Annotated in this window: 23 protein-coding genes and 1 riboswitch; of the genes, 19 read left to right on the top strand and 4 right to left on the bottom strand. The window is 49.7% G+C overall.

Annotated features, from left to right (window positions below; genetic code table 11):
• Positions 1-7 precede the first annotated feature (7 nt).
• The 15 genes from cdsA (at position 8) to IX31_RS18065 (ending at position 18,466) form a co-directional block, all read left to right on the top strand.
• The gene (cdsA, locus tag IX31_RS18135; protein ID WP_034460855.1) at positions 8-865 is read left to right on the top strand and encodes a phosphatidate cytidylyltransferase; all 858 of its coding nucleotides are present in this window, start codon (positions 8-10) and stop codon (positions 863-865) included.
• A gap of 11 nt (positions 866-876) precedes the next feature.
• The gene (gene rseP, locus IX31_RS18130; RefSeq protein ID WP_034460854.1) at positions 877-2,229 is read left to right on the top strand and encodes a sigma E protease regulator RseP; all 1,353 of its coding nucleotides are present in this window, start codon (positions 877-879) and stop codon (positions 2,227-2,229) included.
• Positions 2,230-2,261: 32 nt separating this feature from the next.
• The gene (bamA, locus tag IX31_RS18125; protein WP_034460853.1) at positions 2,262-4,679 is read left to right on the top strand and encodes an outer membrane protein assembly factor BamA; all 2,418 of its coding nucleotides are present in this window, start codon (positions 2,262-2,264) and stop codon (positions 4,677-4,679) included.
• A 121-nt stretch (positions 4,680-4,800) separates the two neighbouring features.
• The gene (skp, locus tag IX31_RS18120) at positions 4,801-5,301 is read left to right on the top strand and encodes a molecular chaperone Skp (RefSeq protein WP_034460852.1); all 501 of its coding nucleotides are present in this window, start codon (positions 4,801-4,803) and stop codon (positions 5,299-5,301) included.
• A 3-nt stretch (positions 5,302-5,304) separates the two neighbouring features.
• Positions 5,305-6,330, top strand: a complete 1,026-nt coding sequence (gene lpxD / locus IX31_RS18115) for a UDP-3-O-(3-hydroxymyristoyl)glucosamine N-acyltransferase (protein ID WP_034460850.1) — start codon at positions 5,305-5,307, stop codon at positions 6,328-6,330.
• A gap of 116 nt (positions 6,331-6,446) precedes the next feature.
• Entirely contained in the window at positions 6,447-6,902 is a 456-nt protein-coding gene (gene fabZ / locus IX31_RS18110) for a 3-hydroxyacyl-ACP dehydratase FabZ (RefSeq protein ID WP_034460847.1), read from the top strand.
• A gap of 3 nt (positions 6,903-6,905) precedes the next feature.
• Positions 6,906-7,694 (top strand): acyl-ACP--UDP-N-acetylglucosamine O-acyltransferase, encoded by a 789-nt coding sequence (gene lpxA / locus IX31_RS18105; protein WP_034460846.1) that lies wholly within the window; start codon positions 6,906-6,908, stop codon positions 7,692-7,694.
• A complete protein-coding gene (gene lpxB / locus IX31_RS18100) occupies positions 7,695-8,840 on the top strand; it encodes a lipid-A-disaccharide synthase (protein ID WP_034460844.1) in 1,146 nt (381 codons plus the stop codon).
• Positions 8,840-9,436 carry a ribonuclease HII gene (rnhB, locus tag IX31_RS18095; protein WP_034460842.1) on the top strand — a complete coding sequence of 199 codons (597 nt, stop codon included), beginning with the start codon at positions 8,840-8,842 and terminating at the stop codon, positions 9,434-9,436. The genes lpxB and rnhB overlap by 1 nt, the downstream gene beginning before the upstream one ends.
• A 38-nt stretch (positions 9,437-9,474) precedes the next feature.
• Complete coding sequence (gene dnaE / locus IX31_RS18090; protein WP_034460840.1) at positions 9,475-12,957, top strand: DNA polymerase III subunit alpha; 3,483 nt, start codon at positions 9,475-9,477, stop codon at positions 12,955-12,957.
• A gap of 12 nt (positions 12,958-12,969) precedes the next feature.
• On the top strand, positions 12,970-13,929 hold the full coding sequence (gene accA / locus IX31_RS18085) for an acetyl-CoA carboxylase carboxyl transferase subunit alpha (protein WP_034460838.1): 960 nt from the start codon (positions 12,970-12,972) through the stop codon (positions 13,927-13,929).
• 267 nt (positions 13,930-14,196) lie between these two features.
• The gene (locus IX31_RS18080) at positions 14,197-16,338 is read left to right on the top strand and encodes a lysine decarboxylase LdcC (protein ID WP_034460837.1); all 2,142 of its coding nucleotides are present in this window, start codon (positions 14,197-14,199) and stop codon (positions 16,336-16,338) included.
• A 56-nt stretch (positions 16,339-16,394) separates the two neighbouring features.
• A complete protein-coding gene (locus IX31_RS18075) occupies positions 16,395-16,784 on the top strand; it encodes a VOC family protein (protein WP_034460834.1) in 390 nt (129 codons plus the stop codon).
• 63 nt (positions 16,785-16,847) lie between these two features.
• Entirely contained in the window at positions 16,848-18,158 is a 1,311-nt protein-coding gene (gene tilS / locus IX31_RS18070; RefSeq protein WP_034461051.1) for a tRNA lysidine(34) synthetase TilS, read from the top strand.
• Positions 18,155-18,466 carry a c-type cytochrome gene (locus IX31_RS18065; RefSeq protein WP_034460832.1) on the top strand — a complete coding sequence of 104 codons (312 nt, stop codon included), beginning with the start codon at positions 18,155-18,157 and terminating at the stop codon, positions 18,464-18,466. Before tilS ends, IX31_RS18065 begins: the two co-directional genes overlap by 4 nt.
• Before the next feature lie 45 nt (positions 18,467-18,511).
• Here IX31_RS18065 and rof read toward each other — a convergent pair whose 3' ends face one another.
• Positions 18,512-18,772, bottom strand: a complete 261-nt coding sequence (gene rof, locus IX31_RS18060) for a Rho-binding antiterminator (RefSeq protein WP_034460830.1) — start codon at positions 18,770-18,772, stop codon at positions 18,512-18,514.
• Positions 18,759-18,959: a YaeP family protein gene (locus IX31_RS18055; protein ID WP_034460828.1), complete on the bottom strand. Its 201-nt coding sequence runs from the start codon at positions 18,957-18,959 to the stop codon at positions 18,759-18,761. The genes rof and IX31_RS18055 overlap by 14 nt, the downstream gene beginning before the upstream one ends.
• 206 nt (positions 18,960-19,165) lie before the next feature.
• Between IX31_RS18055 and IX31_RS18050 the strand changes: the two genes are divergently transcribed.
• From IX31_RS18050 to nlpE, 3 genes are read left to right on the top strand one after another with little or no spacing between them, the layout of a single operon-like run.
• Entirely contained in the window at positions 19,166-19,708 is a 543-nt protein-coding gene (locus IX31_RS18050; protein ID WP_034460826.1) for a YaeQ family protein, read from the top strand.
• Positions 19,708-20,127, top strand: coding sequence for an alternative ribosome rescue aminoacyl-tRNA hydrolase ArfB (arfB, locus tag IX31_RS18045; RefSeq protein WP_034460825.1), 420 nt, complete (start codon positions 19,708-19,710; stop codon positions 20,125-20,127). Before IX31_RS18050 ends, arfB begins: the two co-directional genes overlap by 1 nt.
• Positions 20,128-20,165: 38 nt before the next feature.
• Positions 20,166-20,861 carry an envelope stress response activation lipoprotein NlpE gene (nlpE, locus tag IX31_RS18040; protein WP_034461050.1) on the top strand — a complete coding sequence of 232 codons (696 nt, stop codon included), beginning with the start codon at positions 20,166-20,168 and terminating at the stop codon, positions 20,859-20,861.
• Between the two features lie 14 nt (positions 20,862-20,875).
• Here the strand turns inward: nlpE and IX31_RS23020 are convergent.
• Together IX31_RS23020 and ribB are read right to left on the bottom strand one after the other, a co-directional pair.
• Positions 20,876-22,131, bottom strand: a protein-coding gene (locus tag IX31_RS23020) for an IS3 family transposase (protein WP_122973988.1) whose coding sequence is annotated in 2 segments (ribosomal slippage) — positions 20,876-21,780 and positions 21,780-22,131 — 1,257 coding nt in all. Because the reading frame shifts where the segments join, the coding sequence is not laid out codon by codon here.
• 97 nt (positions 22,132-22,228) lie between these two features.
• Positions 22,229-22,882 carry a 3,4-dihydroxy-2-butanone-4-phosphate synthase gene (gene ribB / locus IX31_RS18025; protein WP_034460824.1) on the bottom strand — a complete coding sequence of 218 codons (654 nt, stop codon included), beginning with the start codon at positions 22,880-22,882 and terminating at the stop codon, positions 22,229-22,231.
• Between the two features lie 96 nt (positions 22,883-22,978).
• A riboswitch (FMN riboswitch) is annotated at positions 22,979-23,126 on the bottom strand.
• 125 nt (positions 23,127-23,251) lie between these two features.
• On the opposite strand from ribB, the gene ubiK reads away from it, so the two are divergent.
• Positions 23,252-23,536, top strand: a complete 285-nt coding sequence (ubiK, locus tag IX31_RS18020) for a ubiquinone biosynthesis accessory factor UbiK (protein ID WP_034460823.1) — start codon at positions 23,252-23,254, stop codon at positions 23,534-23,536.
• Positions 23,537-23,544: the final 8 nt, after the last annotated feature.

Here is a 23,544-nt window from a genome sequence, read left to right as displayed (position 1 = left end):
GTCACTTTTGCTGAAGTATCGCCTGCTTTCTGCGTTTATTTTAATCCCGGTGGTTATTGCCGCGTTATTTTGGCTTCCACCAGTAGGATTTGCTATTACAACCCTCGTGGTATGTATGCTGGCAGCCTGGGAATGGGGACAATTGGCAGGTTTTAAAGCGCGTTCTCAACGTGTTTGGCTTGCTGTGTTGTGTGGTCTGTTACTGGCATTAATGCTTTATGCATTACCTGAATACCAGCGTACGGTTCATATTCCGTTGATTGAGGCTTCGCTATGGGCATCACTTGCCTGGTGGTTTGCCGCGCTGTTACTGGTGTTGTTTTATCCAGGTTCTGCATCAATCTGGCGCAACTCAAAAGTGTTGCGTCTGTTGTTTGGCGTATTAACGATTGTGCCGTTTTTCTGGGGCATGATTGTATTACGTAACTGGCATTACGAGATTAACCACTACACCGGTTCAATCTGGCTGTTGTATGTGATGGTTCTAGTCTGGGGAGCTGACTCCGGTGCTTATATGTTTGGCAAAATGTTTGGCAAACACAAATTAGCGCCGAAAGTGTCTCCGGGTAAAACATGGCAGGGCTTCTTTGGTGGGTTGTTCACTTCTGCGATTATCTCCGTGCTGTTCGGCATGTGGGCGAATCTGGATGTGTCACCGGCTATTCTGTTGACCTGTTCGGTTATAGCTGCTCTTGCTTCAGTATTGGGCGATTTAACCGAAAGTATGTTTAAGCGTGAAGCAGGGATTAAAGATAGCGGTCACCTGATCCCCGGTCATGGTGGTATCCTTGACCGCATTGATAGCCTCACAGCAGCAGTACCGGTATTTGCCTGTCTGTTATTGCTGGTATTCAGGACGATTTAACGGAAGGTTATATGCTGAGCTTACTCTGGAATTTGGCTGCGTTTATTGTCGCACTGGGTGTCTTAATTACCGTGCATGAGTTCGGTCATTTCTGGGTAGCTCGCCGCTGTGGCGTCAAAGTAGAGCGCTTTTCCATTGGTTTTGGTAAAGCGCTCTGGCGTCGTTCCGATCGCCACGGTACCGAATTTGTAATCGCCCTGATCCCACTAGGTGGTTATGTCAAAATGCTTGATGAGCGTGTTGAGCCGGTTACGCCGGAACTACGCCATCAGGCCTTCAATAACAAAACCGTTTCTCAACGTGCTGCAATTATTGCTGCCGGCCCTATTGCTAACTTTATCTTCGCCGTGTTTGCCTACTGGCTGGTGTTTATCATCGGTGTCCCTGGTGTTCGTCCGGTTGTTGGTGAAGTAATGCCCAACTCGATAGCAGCCGAAGCACAAATTGCACCAGGCATGGAACTTAAAGCGATAGATGGTATCGAAACGCCTGACTGGGAATCGGTTCAACTTGAGTTGATGGCAAAGATTGGTGATGACAGTGTTAATCTTACGCTGGCACCACTAGGTTCAAATCTGAAAAGTGAGAAAACTCTAGATTTGCGCCACTGGCAATTTGAGCCTGAAAAGCAGGATCCGATCACTTCATTAGGCATCGGCCCGCGTCGCCCGCAAATTGAAACGGTATTACAAGAAGTACAGCCCAATTCCGCTGCGAGCAAAGCGGGTTTGCAAGGCGGGGACAGGATCGTTAAAGTCAACGGTGCGGCACTTGCTCAGTGGACAGAATTTGTTAGTCAGGTGCGTGACAATCCAGGTCACCCACTGGAGCTAGAAATAGAAAGACAAGGGGCGCTCTTGTCTTTAACGCTGATACCGGATACAAAACCGGGTAAAGCGAAGGCTGAAGGGTTTGCGGGGGTAGTACCAAAGGTTATCCCACTGCCTGATGAGTATAAAACAGTACGCCAGTATGGGCCGTTTGCTGCTGTCGCGGAAGCCACGGATAAAACCTGGCAACTGATGAAGCTTACAGTCAATATGCTGGGAAAATTAATAACCGGTGACATCAAACTGAATAACCTCAGTGGGCCAATCTCTATAGCTCAAGGGGCAGGGATGTCAGCGGAATCTGGGTTGATTTACTATCTGATGTTCCTGGCGCTGATTAGCGTCAATCTGGGGATAATCAACCTGTTTCCGTTACCCGTTCTGGACGGGGGGCATCTGCTCTTTTTGGCGATTGAAAAGCTGAAGGGTGGGCCGGTTTCCGAGCGAGTTCAAGACTTTAGTTACCGCATTGGCTCTATATTGCTGGTGCTGTTGATGGGGCTTGCACTTTTCAATGATTTCTCTCGGTTTTAGAGAGAATAGGTTAGGAAGAACGCATAACAACGATGGCGATGAAAAAGTTGCTCATAGCGTCGCTGCTGTTTAGCAGCGCCACCGTATACGGTGCAGACGGGTTCGTGGTGAAGGATATTCATTTCGAAGGCCTGCAGCGAGTCGCCGTCGGTGCGGCCCTCCTCAGCATGCCGGTTCGCGTAGGCGATACTGTCTCTGACGAGGATATCAGTAATACTATTCGTTCACTGTTTGCTACCGGGAACTTCGAAGATGTCCGGGTACTTCGTGATGGCGAAACGTTAGTTGTTCAGGTGAAAGAACGCCCGACAATCGCGAGTATTACCTTCTCCGGTAACAAGTCCGTGAAGGACGACATGCTCAAGCAGAACCTCGAGGCTTCTAGTGTGCGTGTCGGCGAATCACTGGATAGAACGACCCTGGCTGATATTGAAAAAGGGCTGGAAGATTTCTACTACAGCGTTGGTAAGTATAGTGCCAGCGTGAAAGCCGTTGTTACGCCATTGCCGCGTAACCGTGTTGACCTGAAACTGGTATTCCAGGAAGGCGTTTCAGCCAAAATTCAGCAAATCAACATCGTAGGCAACCATGCGTTTACGACTGATGAACTCATTTCGCATTTCCAGTTGCGTGATGAAGTGCCATGGTGGAACGTGGTGGGCGATCGTAAATATCAGAAACAGAAGCTTGCCGGTGACCTCGAAACACTGCGCAGCTACTACCTGGACCGTGGTTATGCTCGATTCAACATCGATTCCACGCAGGTCAGTCTGACGCCTGATAAGAAAAGCATTTACGTTACCATCAACGTGACCGAAGGCGATCAGTACAAGATTGCTGGCGTGACGGTGAACGGCAATCTGGCAGGGCACTCAGCAGAAATTGAAACGCTGACTAAACTCAAACCAGGTGAGCTTTATAACGGCACCAAAGTGACCAAGATGGAAGACGACATCAAGAAACTGTTGGGTCGTTATGGTTACGCCTATCCGCGTGTGCAAACGCAACCTGAGATCAATGATGCAGATAAGACCGTTAAGCTGCATGTGAACGTTGATTCAGGTAACCGTTATTACGTGCGTAAAATTCGTTTCGAAGGCAACGACACCAGTAAAGATTCAGTCCTGCGTCGTGAAATGCGCCAAATGGAAGGGACCTGGCTGGGTAGCGATCTTGTTAACTCCGGTAAAGATCGTCTGAATCGTTTGGGTTACTTCGAAACTGTAGATGTTGATACACAACGTGTGCCAGGTAGCCCTGACCAGGTTGATGTAGTCTACAAAGTTAAAGAGCGTAATACCGGTAGCTTCAACTTTGGTGTGGGTTACGGTACTGAAAGTGGTATCAGCTTCCAGGTCGGTGTCCAGCAGGATAACTGGTTAGGAACAGGTTACTCGGTTGGTATCAACGGTACCAAAAACGATTATCAGACATATGCTGAATTGTCGGTAACCGATCCATACTTTACAGTTGATGGTGTGAGCCTCGGCGGCCGTGTCTTCTACAATGACTTTAAAGCTGATGATGCGGATCTTTCTGACTACACCAATACAAGTTATGGTGTGGACGGAACGCTTGGCTTCCCGGTTAACGAAAACAACACATTGCGCCTGGGCTTAGGTTACGTGCATAACGACCTGTCCAACATGCAACCGCAGGTTGCGATGTGGCGTTATCTGGATTCAGTCGGCCAATCGGCTGATAAAAACTCTGATAACAACGGGTTTGCCGCAGATGACTTCACGCTGAACTATGGCTGGACGTACAACAAACTTGACCGTGGTTACTTCCCAACGGAAGGTTCGCGTGTGAACCTGAACGGTAAAGTTACCGTACCAGGCTCTGATAACGAGTTCTATAAAGTGACGCTGGATACGGCAAGCTACTTCCCAATTAATGAAGATCATACCTGGGTAATGTTAGGGCGGACTCGTTGGGGTTACGGTGATGGTTTGGGCGGTAAAGAGATGCCGTTCTATGAAAACTTCTATGCCGGTGGCTCCAGTACTGTTCGTGGTTTCCAGTCTAATAACATTGGCCCGAAAGCTGTTTATTACGGCGGCAATGATACAGATAACTGTAACAAAGCTTCGTCAAACGAAGTGTGTAGTTCTGACGATGCTGTCGGTGGTAACGCAATGGCGGTGGCAAGTCTTGAACTTATCACGCCAACGCCATTCCTGAGCGAGAAGTACGCGAACTCTGTTCGTACCTCTCTGTTCGTGGATGCCGGTACTGTTTGGGATACTAACTGGCAAAATACTCAGCAAATGAAAGACGCTGGGGTGCCGGACTACAGTGACCCAAGTAATATTCGTATGTCAGCAGGTGTCGCATTGCAATGGATGTCACCGCTGGGGCCGTTGGTGTTCTCTTATGCCCAACCGTTCAAGAAATACGAAGGCGACAAAGCAGAACAGTTCCAGTTTAACATTGGTAAAACCTGGTAACTGTTCCGCGCGAAGGATTGCATAAAAGCAGTGTAGCGTTGATGCCAGTTCGCTAAATGCAGAACTGGCACACGCAAAAAAGAGTGTCTTCGGACACATTCGGGATGGTAAGGAGTTTATTGTGAAAAAGTGGTTATTTGCCGCAGGTCTTGGCCTCGCTATGGCTGCATCTGCCAGCGTTCAAGCAGCTGACAGCATTGCTGTAGTAAACATGGGCAACCTGTTCCAACAGGTAGCACAGAGCACCGGTGTGTCTAAAACTCTTGAAAACGAGTTTAAAGGCCGCGCAAGCGAGTTGCAGAATATGGAAGGCGACCTGCAGTCCAAAATGCAAAGGCTGCAACGCGATGGTTCTACCATGAAAGCTGCTGACCGCAGCAAAGCTGAAAAAGATCTGATGGCTCAGCGCCAGCAGTTCCAAACTAAAGCTCAGGCATTCGAACAAGATCGTCAACGTCGCTCTAACGAAGAGCGTGGCAAACTGGTTACTCGTATTCAGAGCGCAGTGAAGAAAGTTGCTGATGACAAAGGCATCGACGTAGTTCTGGATGCTAACACCGTTGCATATGCAGGCAGCAGTGTTAAAGACATCACTTCAGATGTTCTGAAACAGGTTAAATAAGTAATGTCTTCAATTCGACTGGCTGATTTAGCCCAGCAGTTGGATGCAGATTTGCACGGTGATGGCGATCTCGTCATCACCGGCGTTGCATCTATGCAAACGGCCCAGGCTGGCCAAATTACGTTTATGGTTAACCCACGTTACCGTGAGCAATTGGCTGTTTGCCAGGCTTCTGCCGTCGTTATGACTGAAGCCGACCTCCCTTTCGCACATAGCGCTGCATTGGTAGTGAAGAACCCCTACCTCACATATGCTCGCATGGCGCAACTCCTTGATTCGACGCCGCAACCAGCTCAAAATATCGCACCAAGTGCTGTTATTGATGCAACTGCGACGTTGGGTAATAACGTCTCCATTGGCGCAAATGCGGTTATCGAGTCTGGTGTTGTGCTAGGCGATAACGTTGTGATTGGTGCAGGCTGTTTCGTGGGTAAACACACCAAAATTGGTGCTGGCACCCGCCTGTGGGCGAATGTGTCGATTTACCATGAAATCCAGATTGGTGAACAGTGCCTGGTTCAGTCTGGTACCGTCATCGGTTCAGATGGTTTTGGTTACGCTAACGATCGTGGCAATTGGGTGAAGATCCCCCAACTTGGCCGTGTGATCATTGGCGATCGTGTCGAGATCGGTGCTTGTACGACGATTGACCGAGGCGCACTAGACGACACGATTATTGGCAATGGTGTTATCATTGATAATCAATGCCAGATTGCACATAACGTTGTGATTGGCGACAATACTGCCGTTGCTGGCGGTGTGATCATGGCTGGCAGCCTGAAAATTGGTCGTTACTGCATGATTGGTGGTGCCAGTGTTATCAATGGTCATATGGAAATCTGCGATAAAGTCACCGTGACCGGAATGGGCATGGTAATGCGTCCTATCACAGAGCCTGGGGTTTACTCCTCTGGTATTCCACTACAGCCGAACAAAGTGTGGCGTAAAACAGCCGCGTTGGTGATGAATATCGACGAGATCAGCAAGCGCTTGAAATCCGTTGAGAAAAAAATCAATCAACAAGACTAAAAGTCACCCGCCCAAGACGCGTTAGTGCTTACTGATTTGCGGCCTGCTACCTATCCCGAGATAGTCGCAGGCCGTGTTATTATTGTCATTTGGTACATTTAGACAGGAAGAGTATCTTGACTACCGACACTCATACTCTGCACATCGAAGAGATTTTGGAACTTCTGCCGCACCGTTACCCGTTCTTGCTGGTAGACCGCGTGCTGGATTTTGAAGAAGGGCGTTTTTTACGTGCAGTAAAAAATGTCACAGTAAACGAGCCGTTTTTCCAGGGCCATTTCCCTGGTAAACCGATTTTCCCGGGTGTGCTAATTCTTGAAGCGATGGCGCAAGCCACCGGTATTCTTGCGTTCAAAAGCGTTGGGAAGCTGGAACCTGGTGAGCTTTACTACTTTGCTGGTATTGACGAAGCGCGTTTCAAACGCCCAGTGGTACCTGGTGATCAGATGATCATGGAAGTTACTTTCGAGAAAACCCGCCGTGGTCTGACGCGTTTTAAGGGCGTGGCAACTGTTGACGGTAAAATTGTCTGCGAAGCAACTATGATGTGTGCCCGCAGCCGGGAGAGTTAATACGTGATTGATAAATCCGCCTTTATTCATCCATCAGCCATTGTGGAAGACGGTGCCGTTATTGGCGCTAATGTTCATATTGGTCCGTTTTGTATTGTTGGTCCACATGTTGAAATCGGTGAAGGTACCGTTCTGAAATCTCATGTTGTGGTAAATGGTCATACGACCATTGGCCGTGATAACGAAATTTATCAGTTCGCGTCCATTGGTGAAGTTAACCAGGATCTGAAATATGCCGGTGAACCGACTCGTGTGGAAATTGGCGATCGCAACCGCATTCGCGAAAGCGTCACCATCCATCGAGGAACAGAGCAGGGCGGTGGCTTGACGAAGGTGGGTAGCGATAACTTGCTGATGGTCAACGCTCACGTAGCGCATGACTGTACTGTCGGTAACCGCTGCATCCTCGCAAATAACGCCACTCTCGCTGGTCACGTTTCTGTTGATGATTTTGCAATTATTGGTGGTATGACCGCTGTGCACCAGTTCTGCATTATCGGCGCGCACGTGATGGTGGGCGGTTGTTCTGGTGTGGCGCAAGATGTTCCACCGTATGTTATTGCGCAGGGCAACCACGCAACGCCATTCGGCGTAAACATCGAAGGCCTGAAACGCCGCGGTTTCTCCAGAGAAGCGATACATGCTGTTCGTAACGCATATAAAATTCTCTACCGCAGTGGGAAAACCTTCGAAGAAGCGAAGCCTGAAATTGCTGAGATTGCTGAGCAACATCCAGAAGTGAACGCATTCGTTGAATTCTTTGCCCGTTCAACTCGTGGTCTGATTCGCTAAATGAAACCTGGTCGTCCGCTTACGATTGCCCTGGTCGCCGGAGAAACTTCCGGCGATATTCTTGGTGCAGGTCTGATTCGCGCCCTCAAGGCTCGTGTTCCTGATGCTCGCTTTGTTGGTGTTGCAGGGCCTCTGATGCAGGCCGAAGGTTGCGAAGCCTGGTATGAGATGGAAGAATTGGCAGTGATGGGCATTGTAGAAGTGCTCGGTCGTCTGCGCCGGTTACTCCATATTCGAGCCGATCTCACACGCCGCTTCACCGAGTTGCAGCCAGATGTTTTCGTCGGTATTGATGCACCAGATTTCAATATCACGCTGGAAGGCAATCTTAAAAAGCAGGGTATTCGCACAATTCATTACGTCAGCCCTTCTGTTTGGGCGTGGCGCCAAAAACGTGTTTTCAAAATTGGCAGAGCAACAGATTTAGTGCTCGCATTTCTGCCTTTCGAAAAAGCGTTTTACGACAGATTTAATGTCCCCTGCCGCTTTATCGGTCATACCATGGCTGATGCGATGCCGCTTGATCCTGATAAAAATGCCGCACGCGCGACTTTAGGTATTTCCCCAGAGGCTAAATGCCTGGCGTTGTTGCCGGGAAGCCGTGGTGCAGAAGTTGAGATGCTCAGCGCTGATTTCCTGAAAACAGCGCTTTTACTGCGCGAACGTTTTCCGGGGCTGGAAATTGTCGTTCCGCTGGTTAACGCGAAACGTCGCGAACAGTTCGAGCGTATCAAAGCTGAAGTGGCTCCTGACCTGACGATGCACTTGCTTAACGGGCAAGGGCGCGAAGCGATGGTCGCAAGCGATGCCGCCTTGCTGGCATCTGGTACAGCGGCACTTGAATGCATGCTGGCGAAATGCCCGATGGTGGTTGGTTATCGCATGAAGCCGTTCACCTTCTGGCTTGCAAAGCGCCTGGTCAAAACGGATTACGTTTCACTGCCAAATCTGCTGGCTGGTCGTGAGCTGGTTAAAGAGTTATTGCAGGATGAATGCGAGCCCAATGCGCTTGCAAAGGCGCTTGCCCCGTTGCTTGAAGATGGTTTACAGAGCCACCAAATGCACGACACCTTCCGCGACCTGCACCAGCAGATTCGTTGTAATGCCGATGAACAAGCGGCAGATGCTGTGCTGGAGCTTGCATAATGATTGAATTTATTTACCCTCATACGCACCTGGTAGCAGGTGTTGATGAAGTGGGGCGCGGCCCGCTGGTTGGTGCTGTCGTCACTGCTGCGGTGATTCTCGACCCAGAAAAGCCTATCATTGGCCTTGCTGATTCTAAGAAACTCTCTGAAAAACGTCGCAATGCACTTTACGATGAAATCGTCGAAAAGGCGCTTTCATGGAGTCTTGGCCGTGCTGAGCCAGAAGAGATTGACCAGTTAAACATTTTGCATGCCACCATGCTTGCGATGCAGCGTGCTGTTGCTGGCCTGCGCGTGGTTCCTGAATATGTATTGATTGATGGTAACCGTTGCCCCGCACTGCCGATGCCTTCTTTGGCGGTGGTAAAAGGTGACAGCCGGGTTGCAGAAATAAGTGCTGCATCAATAATTGCCAAAGTGACGCGCGATCGTGAAATGGCAGAGCTTGATCTCTCTTTTCCGCAATACGGTTTTGCCCAACACAAAGGCTACCCCACTGCTTTTCATCTGGAAAGGCTGGCAGAGCATGGTGCGACTGAACACCACCGTCGTAGCTTTGCTCCGGTCAAACGCGCTCTCGGACTGGCGTCCTGATTTGCGGACGTACGTTACACATCTAAACGGAATGAGAAATGGCTGAACCACGTTTCGTGCACCTGCGAGTGCACAGCGACTACTCCATGGTTGATGGCCTGGCAAAAACAGCTCCATTGGTGAAGAAAGCCGCGGCGATGGGGATGCCAGCAATTGCTATCACTGATTTTACCAACCTCTGTGGGCTGGTGAAATTCTATGGTGCTGCTCATGGCGCAGGGCTCAAGCCGATTATTGGTGCAGATTTTAACGTTGCCAATGAATTGCTGGGCGATGAGCTTAGCCATTTGACCGTGCTTGCCGCAGACAATGTCGGTTACCAAAACCTGACGTTGTTAATCTCCAAAGCCTACCAGCGTGGTTATGGTGCAGCGGGCCCGATTATCGATCGAGCCTGGCTTGCCGAATTGAACGAAGGGCTTATCCTTCTTTCTGGTGGGCGCATGGGGGATATTGGCAAAAACTTGTTGCGTGGAAATACGGCACAGCTTGATCAGTGCCTGGAATTCTATCAGCAGTATTTTGCCGATCGCTTCTATCTGGAACTGATTCGTACAGGTCGTCCTGATGAAGAAAGCTATTTGCATGCTGCCGTCGCTTTAGCTGATGAACGTGGTTTGCCGGTCGTAGCAACCAATGACGTAAGGTTCATTGAGTCTACCGATTTTGATGCCCATGAAATCCGCGTTGCTATCCACGATGGCTTTACCCTTGATGACCCGAAACGCCCACGTAATTACTCTTCGCAGCAGTATCTGCGTACTGAAGAGGAAATGTGTGAACTCTTTTCAGACGTTCCTGAAGCACTGGAAAACAGCGTAGAAATCGCCAGACGCTGTAACGTTACCGTGCGTCTGGGCGAGTACTTCCTGCCGCAATTCCCAACTGGCGATATGTCGACCGAAGACTTCCTGGTCATGAAGTCTAAAGAAGGGCTCGAAGATCGTCTGGAATTCTTGTTCAAAGATCCTGAAGAGCGTGCAGCAAAAAGACCGCCGTATGACGAGCGTCTGGATATTGAGCTTAAAGTTATTAACCAGATGGGCTTCCCAGGCTACTTCCTGATCGTTATGGAATTTATCCAGTGGTCCAAAGACAACGGCGTGCCGGTAGGGCCTGGGCGTGGTTCTGGTGCGGGTTCACTGGTTGCTTATGCTCTGAAAATTACCGATCTTGATCCGCTGGAATTTGACCTGCTGTTCGAACGTTTTCTTAACCCGGAACGTGTATCGATGCCCGACTTCGATATCGACTTCTGCATGGAAAAACGCGATAGGGTAATCGATCACGTCGCCGAAATGTACGGGCGCGAAGCGGTATCACAGATTATTACCTTTGGTACGATGGCGGCAAAAGCGGTTATCCGCGATGTGGGCCGTGTACTGGGGCACCCTTATGGATTTGTTGATCGTATCTCTAAACTGATTCCGCCAGATCCGGGGATGACGCTTGCTAAAGCGTTTGAAGTTGAACCGCAGCTTCCAGAAATGTACGACGCTGACGAAGAAGTTAAAGCGCTTATCGACATGGCGCGTAAACTTGAAGGCGTAACGCGTAACGCCGGTAAACATGCCGGTGGCGTGGTAATTGCGCCAACAAAAATTACCGACTTTGCTCCGCTTTATTGCGATGACCAGGGCCAAAACCCGGTCACCCAGTTCGATAAAAACGATGTGGAATATGCGGGCCTTGTGAAGTTCGACTTCCTCGGCTTGCGTACACTGACCATCATCGACTGGGCGTTGAAGATGATCAACCCGCGTCGGGCGAAGCAAGGTTTAGAGCCAATTGATATCGCTGCTATCCCTCTCGAAGACAAGAAAAGCTTCGACATGCTGCAACGCTCGGAAACCACAGCGGTGTTCCAGCTAGAATCCCGCGGTATGAAAGATCTTATCAAGCGTCTGCAGCCTGACTGCTTTGAAGATATGATCGCACTGGTAGCATTATTCCGCCCAGGCCCATTGCAATCAGGCATGGTTGATAACTTTATCGACCGTAAGCATGGGCGTGAAGCTATCTCTTACCCGGATATTCAATGGCAGCATGAAAGCCTGAAACCGGTGCTGGAGCCAACTTATGGCATTATCCTGTATCAAGAACAGGTTATGCAGATTGCCCAGGTGCTGGCGGGATACTCGCTGGGCGGTGCAGACATGTTGCGTCGTGCAATGGGTAAAAAGAACCCAGTTGAGATGGCGAAGCAGCGTGGTGGGTTTGAAGATGGCGCGAAGTCTCGTGGCATCGACGGCGAACTGGCGATTAAGATCTTTGACCTGGTAGAGAAATTTGCCGGTTACGGGTTTAACAAATCTCACTCAGCAGCCTATGCACTGGTTTCTTACCAGACACTATGGCTAAAAGCGCACTATCCGGCAGAGTTTATGGCGGCGGTAATGACCGCTGACATGGATAACACTGAGAAAATCGTCGGCCTGGTTGATGAGTGCTGGCGCATGGGCCTGAAAATTTTGCCACCGGATATTAACTCCGGGCTGTACCATTTCCACGTTAATGACGATGGGGAAATTGTTTACGGTATCGGCGCGATTAAAGGTGTCGGTGAAGGCCCGATTGAAGCGATAATTGAGGCGCGTAACGAAGGTGGTTATTTCCGTGAGTTATTCGACCTCTGTGCGCGAGCTGACGTTAAAAAACTCAATAAACGTATCCTTGAAAAATTAGTGATGTCCGGGGCATTTGACCGCCTCGGGCCGCATCGCGCCGCATTAATGAATGCGCTGCCCGATGCACTTAAAGCGGCTGACCAACACGCCAAAGCCGAAGCTATCGGTCAGGTGGATATGTTTGGTGTTCTGGCTGATGAGCCGGAGCAGGTTGAGCAGTCCTACGCCAGCGTCGTTCCGTGGCCTGAGCAAGTGGTACTGGATGGTGAACGTGAAACGTTGGGCTTGTATCTTACCGGTCACCCAATCACCCAGTACTTGAAAGAAATTGAGCGCTATGTCGGTGGCATGCGCCTGAAAGAGATGCACCCGACAGAACGTGGTAAAATGACCACAGCTGCGGGTCTGGTGATTGCTTCGCGCGTGATGGTTACCAAGCGCGGCAATCGCATTGGCATCTGTACTCTGGATGACCGTTCTGGTCGCCTGGAAGTGATGCTATTCACAGATGCGTTAGAAAAGTACCAGCATCTGTTGGAAAAAGACCGTATCCTGATCGTCAGCGGACAGGTCAGCTTTGATGACTTCAGCGGTGGCCTTAAAATGACTGCTCGCGAAGTAATGGACATTGACGAGGCCCGCGAAAAGTATGCGCGTGGGCTTGCTATCTCGCTGACGGACAGGCAAATTGATGACCAGCTTTTGAACCGTCTCCGTCAGTCTCTGGAACCCCATCGTTCGGGGACCATTCCAGTACATCTCTACTATCAGAGAGCGGATGCACGAGCGCGTTTGCGTTTTGGCGCAGCATGGCGTGTATCCCCAAGCGATCGTTTGCTCAATGAGCTTCGCACGCTGATAGGATCGGAGCAGGTGGAACTGGAGTTTGACTAATACAGGAATATTATGAGTCTGAATTTCCTCGATTTTGAACAGCCGATTGCAGAGCTGGAAGCGAAAATTGATTCCCTGACTGCAGTTAGCCGTCAGGACGAAAAGTTAGATATTAATCTGGACGAAGAAGTGCAGCGTCTGCGTGAAAAAAGCGTAGAACTCACACGTAAGATCTTTGCCGATTTAGGAGCATGGCAGATTGCTCAACTGGCGCGTCACCCGCAGCGCCCGTATACGCTTGATTACCTGCGTCTCGCTTTTGATGAGTTCGATGAACTCGCGGGTGACCGTGCGTATGCTGACGATAAAGCTATTGTTGGTGGGATTGCGCGTCTTGATGGTCGTCCTGTTATGGTCATTGGCCATCAGAAAGGCCGTGAGACTAAAGAGAAAATCCGCCGTAACTTTGGTATGCCAGCACCAGAAGGCTACCGTAAAGCACTGCGTTTGATGGAAATGGCTGAGCGCTTCAAAATGCCAATCATTACCTTCATCGATACCCCGGGAGCTTATCCTGGTGTGGGTGCGGAAGAACGCGGTCAGTCAGAAGCTATCGCTCGCAACTTACGTGAAATGTCTGGCCTGAAAGTGCCGGTCATCTGTACCGTAATTGGCGAAGGTGGTTCTGGTGGTGCATTGGCAATCGGTGTGGGCGATAAAGTGAATATGCTGCAATACAGCACCTATTCTGTTATCTCTCCAGAAGGCTGTGCTTCAATTCTGTGGAAAAGTGCTGATAAAGCACCAATCGCCGCAGAAGCAATGGGCATTATTGCTCCGCGTCTGAAAGAGCTTAAGCTGATTGATACCGTTATTCCTGAACCATTGGGCGGTGCACACCGTAACGTGGAAGCAATGGCAGCTTCACTGAAAGCGCAATTGCTGGCTGATCTTGCCGACCTGGACGTGCTGAATACCGAAGAGCTGCTGGCTCGTCGTTATCATCGTCTGATGAGCTATGGCTACGCGTGATATACCCATAATCCTTCAAGCTGCAGGGCGTTGGCTGCACTCACTTACCCGAATCACTTACCTTAGTAAGCTCATCGGGATAAGTTCCTTGGCCGCCTACCTGCAACTTGAATGCTAACGGGTGTATTGAAGAAGAAGGTCAGAAGAGATTCTGGCCTTTTTTACTATCTGAATTCCACACTTTATAAAGCTTTACACCTCAGCACTTGTCCTCAGCTACTTTTCAATAAACTATGCTTACCTGTAGGTTTTTCCAGGAGGTGAGCATTGAATATTATTGCCATTATGGGGACGCACGGCGTTTTCTACAAAGATGAGCCGATCAAAGAGCTGCATCAGGCGCTGGAAGTGCAAGGTTTTCGGCTCATTTACCCCACCAACAGCAACGACCTGCTCAAACTCATTGAACATAATCCGCGTATTTGTGGCGTCATTTTTGACTGGGACGAGTACAGCCTGGATTTGTGCAGTGAAATTAATTCGCTGAATGAATATTTGCCGCTGTATGCGTTTATCAATACCCACTCTTCGCTGGATGTCAGCGTCAACGAAATGCGCATGGCGCTGTGGTTTTTTGAATACGCACTTAGTGCCGCTGACGATATCGCCATGCGTATCCGTCAGTACACCAACGAGTATCTGGACACCATCACGCCGCCGTTAACCAAAGCGTTGTTTAACTACGTTAACGAAGGGAAATATACCTTCTGCACGCCCGGCCATATGGCAGGTACCGCTTATCTCAAAAGTCCGGTAGGGTGCTTGTTCTATGACTTCTTTGGCGCGAATACGCTGAAGGCGGATGTCTCTATTTCGGTGACGGAGCTGGGATCGTTGCTGGATCATACCGGTCCGCATCTGGAAGCCGAGGAGTATATCGCCCGCACTTTCGGTGCGGAGCAGAGTTACATGGTGACCAACGGCACATCCACGTCGAATAAAATCGTTGGCATGTACGCCGCCCCTTCAGGAAGCACGGTGCTGATTGACCGTAACTGCCACAAATCATTAACCCATTTGTTGATGATGACAGACCTGGTTCCCATCTGGCTCAAGCCGACGCGCAACGCGCTGGGAATACTGGGCGGCATCCCGAAGCGGGAATTTATGCGCGAAAGTATTGAGGCGAAAGTTGCTGCGACTGAAAACGCGCAGTGGCCAGTGCATGCGGTTATCACCAACTCGACTTACGATGGTTTGCTTTATAACACCGAATTTATCAAAAAGACTCTGGATGTACCGTCGATTCACTTCGATTCTGCCTGGGTACCATACACTAACTTCCACTCAATTTATCAGGGCAAAAGCGGTATGAGTGGCGAGCGTGTGCCGGGCAAGGTTATCTACGAAACCCAGTCCACGCATAAGCTACTGGCGGCGTTATCGCAAGCATCCCTTATTCATATCAAAGGTGATTACGATGAGGAAACCTTCAACGAAGCCTACATGATGCATACCACCACATCGCCAAGTTATCCCCTGGTGGCATCGATTGAAACGGCGGCTGCGATGTTGCGTGGCAATCCTGGTAAGCGGTTGATTAACCGTTCAGTAGAACGTGCATTGCATTTCCGTCGTGAAGTTCAGCGCCTACGTGAAGAGTCTGAAGACTGGTTCTTCGATATCTGGCAGCCGGAATACATCGATGAAGCCGCCTGTTGGCCGATTTCACCAGGTGAAGAGAACTGGCATGGATTCAAAGATGCTGATGCCGACCATATGTACCTCGACCCGATTAAAGTCACTATTCTGACACCAGGCATGGATGAGTTAGGGACGATGGCCGAAGAAGGGATTCCCGCTGCGCTGGTGGCGAAGTTCCTCGATGAGCGTGGCGTTGTGGTCGAAAAAACAGGCCCGTATAACTTGCTGTTCTTGTTCAGTATTGGGATAGACAAAACCAAGGCATTAAGTTTGCTGCGTGGCTTGACGGAGTTTAAACGCTCTTACGATCTCAATCTGCGCGTGAAAAACATGCTGCCAGATTTGTATGCCGAAGACCCTGATTTTTACCGCAATATGCGCATTCAGGATTTGGCGCAAGGTATCCACAAACTGATTAAACAGCATAATCTTTCTGACCTGATGCTGCGTGCTTTTGATGTGCTTCCTGAAATGAAAATGACTCCGCACAAGGCTTATCAACAGCAAGTGAAAGGTAACGTTGAAACGGTCGAAATAGAGCAACTGCTAAATCGTGTTTCAGCAAACATGATCCTGCCGTATCCGCCAGGTGTGCCAGTTGTGATGCCTGGTGAGATGATCACCAACGAGAGCCGTGCGGTACTCGATTTTCTACTGATGCTGTGTTCAGTAGGCGAGCACTATCCCGGCTTTGAAACGGATATTCACGGGGCTAAGCTTGGCGAGGATGGTATCTATCGTGTAAGAGTCTTAAAAAATATGTAGCCTATTGATTTAGCGAAACATGATAGCTACCGTGCGAAAAAGACAAAGGAGCATTTATGCTGGGTTTAAAGCAAGTTCACCACATCGCTATCATTGCGTCGGATTACCCAACCAGTAAGCATTTTTACTGCGATATTCTTGGCTTTACTCTGCAAGCGGAAGCGTACCGTGAAGAGAGAGATTCATGGAAAGGGGATTTGGCGTTGAATGGGCAATATGTCATCGAGCTGTTCTCATTTCCATTTCCGCCTGCAAGGCCGAGTCGCCCTGAAGCTTGTGGCTTGCGCCATCTGGCATTTAGCGTTGACGATATCGACAACGCGATTGTTCATCTTGAGGGGCATGGCGTGAAGTGTGAGCCGGTTCGTATCGATCCTTTCACCGACAAGCGTTTTACTTTCTTTAATGACCCTGATGGTTTACCGCTTGAGCTTTATCAGCAGTAACGCTTGCCTGATATGTCGTTGCCCAGTAACGTGCTGGGCAAATCCTTATTTGAACTACTGACTATGCAACTTCGTCCTCTATTCACATTACTGCAGCCGCACCCAAATTTGCTGGTGGCGTTTAGTGGTGGGCTGGATTCCACGGTATTGCTTCATCAGTTGGTTACGCTTCGTGATACACAGGCTGCAAATTTTCATATTCGCGCAATGCATATTCACCACGGTCTAAGTCCTTTTGCCGATGAATGGGCGGAGCATTGCCGGAAAATTTGCGAGCAATGGAACGTTCCGTTTGAAGTAAAACGAGTGCAGCTGGTTGATGATGGATTTGGGATTGAAGCCCATGCGCGAGCAGCACGTTATCAAGCGCTGGCCGAAACCATACAGTCAAACGAAGTTTTACTGACTGCGCAGCATCTTGATGATCAATGCGAAACGTTTTTGCTGGCCTTAAAGCGGGGAAGTGGTCCTGCAGGATTGGCCGCTATGCCAGAGCGTTTGCCGTTTGGTGAGACAGAATTAATTCGACCGTTGCTGGGGAAAACACGCAAAGATCTTGAAGCCTGGGCGAGTGAGTACCAATTAACATGGATAGAAGACGAAAGTAATCAGGATGATAGCTACGACCGTAATTTCTTGCGTCTGCATGTATTGCCTGAAATCCAGCAGCGTTGGCCTCATTTCCCGCAAAGCGTTGCGCGCAGCGCTGAGTTATGTGGAGAACAAGAGCAGTTACTTGATGAGTTGCTTGCCGAACAACTAGAGGCGCTGATTCAGGACGATGGCTCATTACTTATTGAGCCTCTAAAGATGCTCAGTGATATCCGCCGTGCGGCATTGTTACGCCGCTGGTTTGCCCGCCAAAAAGCCGCTATGCCTTCGCGAGCAGCGCTGGCACACCTGTGGGATGAGGTTGCAACCAGCCGTGAAGATGCCAACCCCCGTTTGAAATTTGGCAACTTTGAAGTTCGCCGTTATCAGGGGGCATTGTATTGGTTGCCGTTGATGAATGGAGTAGATGATGAGATCATTTCTTGGTCTGTACCTTTTGCCCCATTAACGTTGCCAGATGGTCTGGGAACGTTGCAATGCGCGACTGGCGGGCAGGAAATTCGGGCCCCTCGTAATGACGAACCCGTTACCATCCGTTTTAAGGCTTCCGGGCAGTTCCATATTGTAGGGCGCGAGCGTGGTCGGAGTTTGAAAAAAATCTGGCAAGAATTGGGTATTCCGCCATGGCAACGTGCGCGAACACCGCTGTTATATTATGGCGAACAACTGATTGCAGCTCTGGGCGTTTTTGTTACCCAGGATGGGAAAGCAACGGAACAATCATGCTGGCGTGTCGACTGGCAAAAGGAGAATCAGCAATGAAGAGAATGATTATTTTGGCGGGTCTTATTTTGTGTGCCCAGCCGGTAATGGCAAAAGGAGATGCGCAAGCTGGTGAACAAAAAGCAATGATGTGTGTTGCCTGTCATGGTGCAACGGGGAAAGTTTCTGTACCCATGTACCCAAACCTGGCAGGACAAAACGAGGCATATCTTGAGCATTCGTTGAAGGCATATAAAAAGGGCGAGCGTAGCGGTGGGCAAGCTGAAGTGATGAAAGCGTACGTTAGCGGTTTGTCTGATGAGGACATCAGCAATCTGGCGGCTTATTACGCTTCAATGAAGCCATAAAAAAGGGCAGCCCTGGGCTGCCCACGCATGCGGATACTTTGCGTATCAGGATTCGCTAACTACGACAGTACCAATTTCAGGATGGCTGAAGCTGGTAATTTTATCGAGACGAACTTCGCGAGTGGCTCCGGCATCATCGAGAATCAAATATTCGATGTTTTTACGAGACACCAGGTCACTGGCTTTCGCCTTGAAAACTTCTCCGCTCTTTAGCTCCAGCGTCAATAATAAGTGATGCTGGCAGGCGAGCTCGAGATTGTCATAGTCATCACAATTGATGGGTTGATAGGCATCATTCATTGACATAATCGCTCACCAGTAAGTTCGCGGCAGCATACGCCGCCTGTTCCCTAATAGATTCTGGTTGTGCTTCGTTGGAAGCCACTTCGTTCAGCACCTTCAAAACGCAACCTAGTGCATCGGGAATGTAACCCAAATCTCCGCTGGCTATTTCCGCATAGCGCCGCCGTACTAATTCACAATACTTTTCCACATGCCCTCCTTTCAGAGTCCCGACCTCAGACTTAATCGTGGGATGCCAGTTTAAGCCTACGAAGATAAACTCTGTTTAGCAAGGTGACTATACCACAGGGATGAAACCGATATCAGCAGCGTAACCCTCTACTTGAATGAATACATAACAGCGTTTTAGCGAGGTTTTGGTTACAATGAGCGCCTAATTGAGTTCGGAGAAGTGTGATGGCGTTAAAAGCGACAATCTATAAAGCGATGGTAAATGTTGCCGATCTCGATCGCAATCAATTCCTGGATAGCAACCTGACGCTTGCGCGCCATCCTTCGGAAACGCAAGAACGTATGATGCTTCGCCTGCTGGCGTGGATTAAATACGCCAACGAGCGTCTGCAATTTAGCCGTGGTTTAAGTGCTGAAGACGAGCCAGAAATCTGGCAGCGTAACGATCATATGGGCATTGACCTGTGGGTTGAACTGGGTCTGCCAGATGAAAAACGCCTGAAAAAAGCTTGCAGCCAGTCTGCGGAAGTGGCGTTGTTTACCTACAACAGCCGTGCCGCTGAAGTTTGGTGGCAGCAGCATCAAAACAAACTCAAGCAATATCAAAACTTGTCTATCTGGTATCTGGATGATGAGCAACTGGCAAAGTTGTGTGAGTTTGGTACCCGTTCGATGAACTTACAGGCCACCATTCAGGACGGTGCGATCTGGTTATCTGATGCTGAGAATAATCTCGAAATTCACTTTACGGCATGGCAGCATCATTGATGATTGTGGTGTCCCGGACGGTAACAATACCGGACAATGAAGTCACCATTACGGCTATCCGCGCGCAGGGAGCGGGTGGTCAGCATGTGAATAAAACCTCAACGGCAATCCATTTGCGTTTTGACATTCGCGACTCAAGCCTGCCAGAGTATTATAAAGAGCGTTTGTTAGCGGTCAGCCACCATCTTATTACGCCGGATGGCGTGGTAGTGATAAAGGCGCAGGAGTACCGTAGTCAGGAAATGAATCGTGAAGCTGCCGTCGCAAGACTCATTTCATTGATTCAGGAATTAACCGTTGAGCAGAAAAGCCGACGAGCGACGCGGCCTACACGAGCTTCAAAAGAGCGCCGCCTCGCATCTAAATCGCAGAAATCAACGACGAAATCATTACGCGGGAAAGTCCGTCGCCCTGAATGACGAACGGCAAAGAAATTGACCAGCAGAAGGAAGAGATGGTGAAAAAGATTCTATTGTCAGCAATTGCCGTGTGCAGCTTGTTTGCGCTTTTTGGCTGTAATAATCGGGCTGAAGTTCAAACCTTGCAACCGACGCAAGCCGCAGAGTTGCAGCCGATGCAACAAAGTTACCAGGGCGTTTTACCCTGTGCAGATTGTTCGGGTATCGAAACTTCGCTATTTTTGGAAAAAGACGGTACCTGGGTGATGAATCAGCGTTATCAGGACGCGAAAGAACCGGCAGTATTTGCCTCTTACGGTAGCTGGGCACGCACCGCGGATAAATTGGTTCTCACTGAACGTGACGGCGAAAAACTCTATTTCCGCCCGAAGGGTGATAACCTGGAGATGTTAGATAGGGCAGGTAACTCGATTGAGTCTCAGCTCAATTACACTCTGACGCCAAGTAAACAAGCGTTACCTGCAACGCCAATGACCATGAAAGGTATGTATAAATACATGGCTGATGCGGCGATTTTCCAAGATTGCTCTACAGGGAAAACATTCGCTGTGGCCAGTAACGCAGAACTAGAACGTGGATACGCGGCTGCGCGGGGCGAGGATTATCAGCCCGTGTTGCTGGTGGTTGATGCTCACTTTACTTTGCAGGCTTCACCAGATAGCGGCGAGTTGAAGAAAACAGTTGTTGCGGACCGAGCAGCCAAATTTGAGCCAAAGAAAAGCTGCCACGATTGATAAAAGAGTAGTGACTAGTCCTGATATAAGTTGACAGTTTTCTGTCTATAAAACGCCTGATGAACATCATCGGGCGTTTTGTATTTCAGGGCCTGGTGTGGCCGCTCATGGTTATAAATCGCCACAGATTCTTTTACCATTTCCCGGGCCTGCGCCAGGTCTGCAGGACGCGAGAGTAAAAACTCATTTTTCAGGATCCCGTTTATTCGCTCAGCCAGCGCATTCTGGTAGCAGTCATAACCATCGGTCATTGAACAGGTTATCCCGTTTTTCTCATGGACTGACTGATAAAGCGCTGAGCAGTATTGCAGTCCTCTGTCAGAGTGATGAACCAGGGGCTCCGTCGTTTTTCTTCGCCTCAGAGCCTGTCTGAACGCTTTTACCACATTTTCTGTCTGCAGGTTTTCCCCGACATGATAACCCATGATTTTTCTGGAGCAGGCATCTGTGACCAGACTCAGATAAGCTGTGCCACTGAGCAGTGGAAGGTACGTAATGTCGGCAACCCAGACCTGCTCTGGCTCAAGGGCGGTAACCTGTCCCGGGCCGGGTTTCAGCAAATTAGGATGCCGGTAAAAGCGATGGTGGCTGTTGGTGGTTTTGTGATACGCCCGTTTCACTGGCACCAGGAGCCGGTATTCATTCAGCAGGTTAAACAGACGGTCTCGTCCTATATTCAGCATGTTATCGGCCTGAGTGTTCAGCAGATAGTGCAGTTTACGCGTACCGATTCGCGGCTGACGACACCTGACGCGGGTAACAAACGCAAGAACCCGGGCATGTTGTTCCTGGCGTTTTCTGCGCCTTGTGTTGTCCTGATACCACGCCTGTCTGCTGTGCCCCAGGAACTGGCATGCGCGCGTAACGGTTATTTTGGGGGCCGGACTTTGCGCGAGGACTTGCCGTGCCGCTTTTTTACGACACTCACCCCGTAATCATTTTTCAGGACATTGATAATCGACTCAAAAAACTCCGCTTTCTGGTTCGCCAGCTCAAGCTGTTCTTCAAGTTCCCTGATTCTTTGTTCGGGTGTAAGCGGGATAGTCGTCTGAGCCACAGGCCGTTTCCTCTTCACCAGGTCAGGAAGTCCGGGACTCCAGTCAAGCCGGCCATATTTACGCAGCCAGACAAGAACGGTGGAGCGCCCCTGGATGCCATACCGCTGCTGGGCCTGTTTATAGGTCATCTCGCCTTTTTCAACCTGCTCAACAACGGCTATTTTAAAGGATAGAGGATAATCACGTTGGGTGCGTTTGAACTCAGTCATCATCACGTTCTCCGGATTTAAGTCAGGAACGTGTCAACGCTATTCAGGACGGGTCAATACTTAAAAAAAAGCCCGGTCTAAAAACCGGGCTTTTTACTTTTTAGCTAGCTTTGCGTTCGTGAGACTGGCGGTATTCCACCAGGTCTTCAATCGTCACAACAGCCATGTTGTGCTGGCGAGCAAAGGTGATGCACTCTGGCGCGCGCGCCATGCTGCCATCGTCGTTGGTCAGTTCGCACAGCACACCCGCAGGTTTGAATCCAGCAAGAGTAACCAAATCGATAGTGGCTTCAGTGTGGCCACCACGAGTTAACACGCCACCAGGCTGAGCGCGCAGCGGGAACACATGGCCCGGGCGGTTCAGGTCGCTTGGTTTTGCGCCATCAGCGATCGCGGCACGCACGGTAGTAATACGGTCTGCAGCAGAAACACCAGTAGTTACACCGGTTGCAGCTTCGATAGTCACAGTAAACCCGGTGCCATAAGCACTGGTGTTGTTCTCAACCATCATTGGCAATTCGAGTTGTTTACGGCGTTCTTCAGTCAGGCACAGGCAAACAATACCGCTACCGTGGCGAATGGTCAGCGCCATTTGCTCAACGGTCATGGTTTCCGCAGGAAAAATCATGTCGCCTTCGTTCTCGCGATCTTCATCGTCAAGAACCATAACCCCGCGGCCTTCACGTAGTGCTTCAAGAGCGTGTTCTACGCGCTGTGTAGGGGTGCCAAATGCAGAAAGGAGCGTCTGATTCATGGTAAAAAAACCTCATTAAAATTATGGTTACCAGAATCAGGGCAGTCTTAGGAGCTAAAAAAATAACGTGAGCAGGCTTAAAAGCTTGAGCTTAGTCGTTACTCTCTCCCATCCGGACTATAACCGTCGGCTCCGGAATTACACCGGATCTGCTGACCTCCAGAGTGCTCTGGAGCGCTCGCGGGCTTTCAGCGTTCGCTGATTTACCGCCGGTGGGGAGTTACACCCCGCCCTGAGAATAAGCAGACTTACTATAACGCCGATGATTTTCTCTGGCAACGGCAAACCTTATAACATTTCGGGTTTCTAACCAGTCGTGCAGGCATTACAATTAAGGCAGACCAATCCCGTAAGATTATGGAAGCCGCTATGATTGACCCGAAAAAAATTGAACAGATCGCACGCCAGGTCCACGAGTCAATGCCGAAAGGGATTCGTGAATTCGGGGATGATGTTGAGAAGAAAGTGCGTCAGGTTTTGCAGTCTCAGTTAACCCGTCTTGATCTGGTAAGCCGTGAAGAGTTTGACGTGCAGACTCAGGTGCTGCTGCGCACCCGTGAAAAACTGGCGTTACTGGAACAGCGTCTGACTGAGCTTGAGAATCGTAGCGTTCAGGCACCAGAAGTGGTTCCGCCGACCGAACCGCAGATGTAAAAAACGCC

This window comes from Buttiauxella noackiae (assembly GCF_000737905.1).
Classification (GTDB): domain Bacteria; phylum Pseudomonadota; class Gammaproteobacteria; order Enterobacterales; family Enterobacteriaceae; genus Buttiauxella; species Buttiauxella noackiae.
Note: the sequence above shows the minus strand (reverse complement) of the source record. Positions and strands in the feature narration are given on the sequence as shown.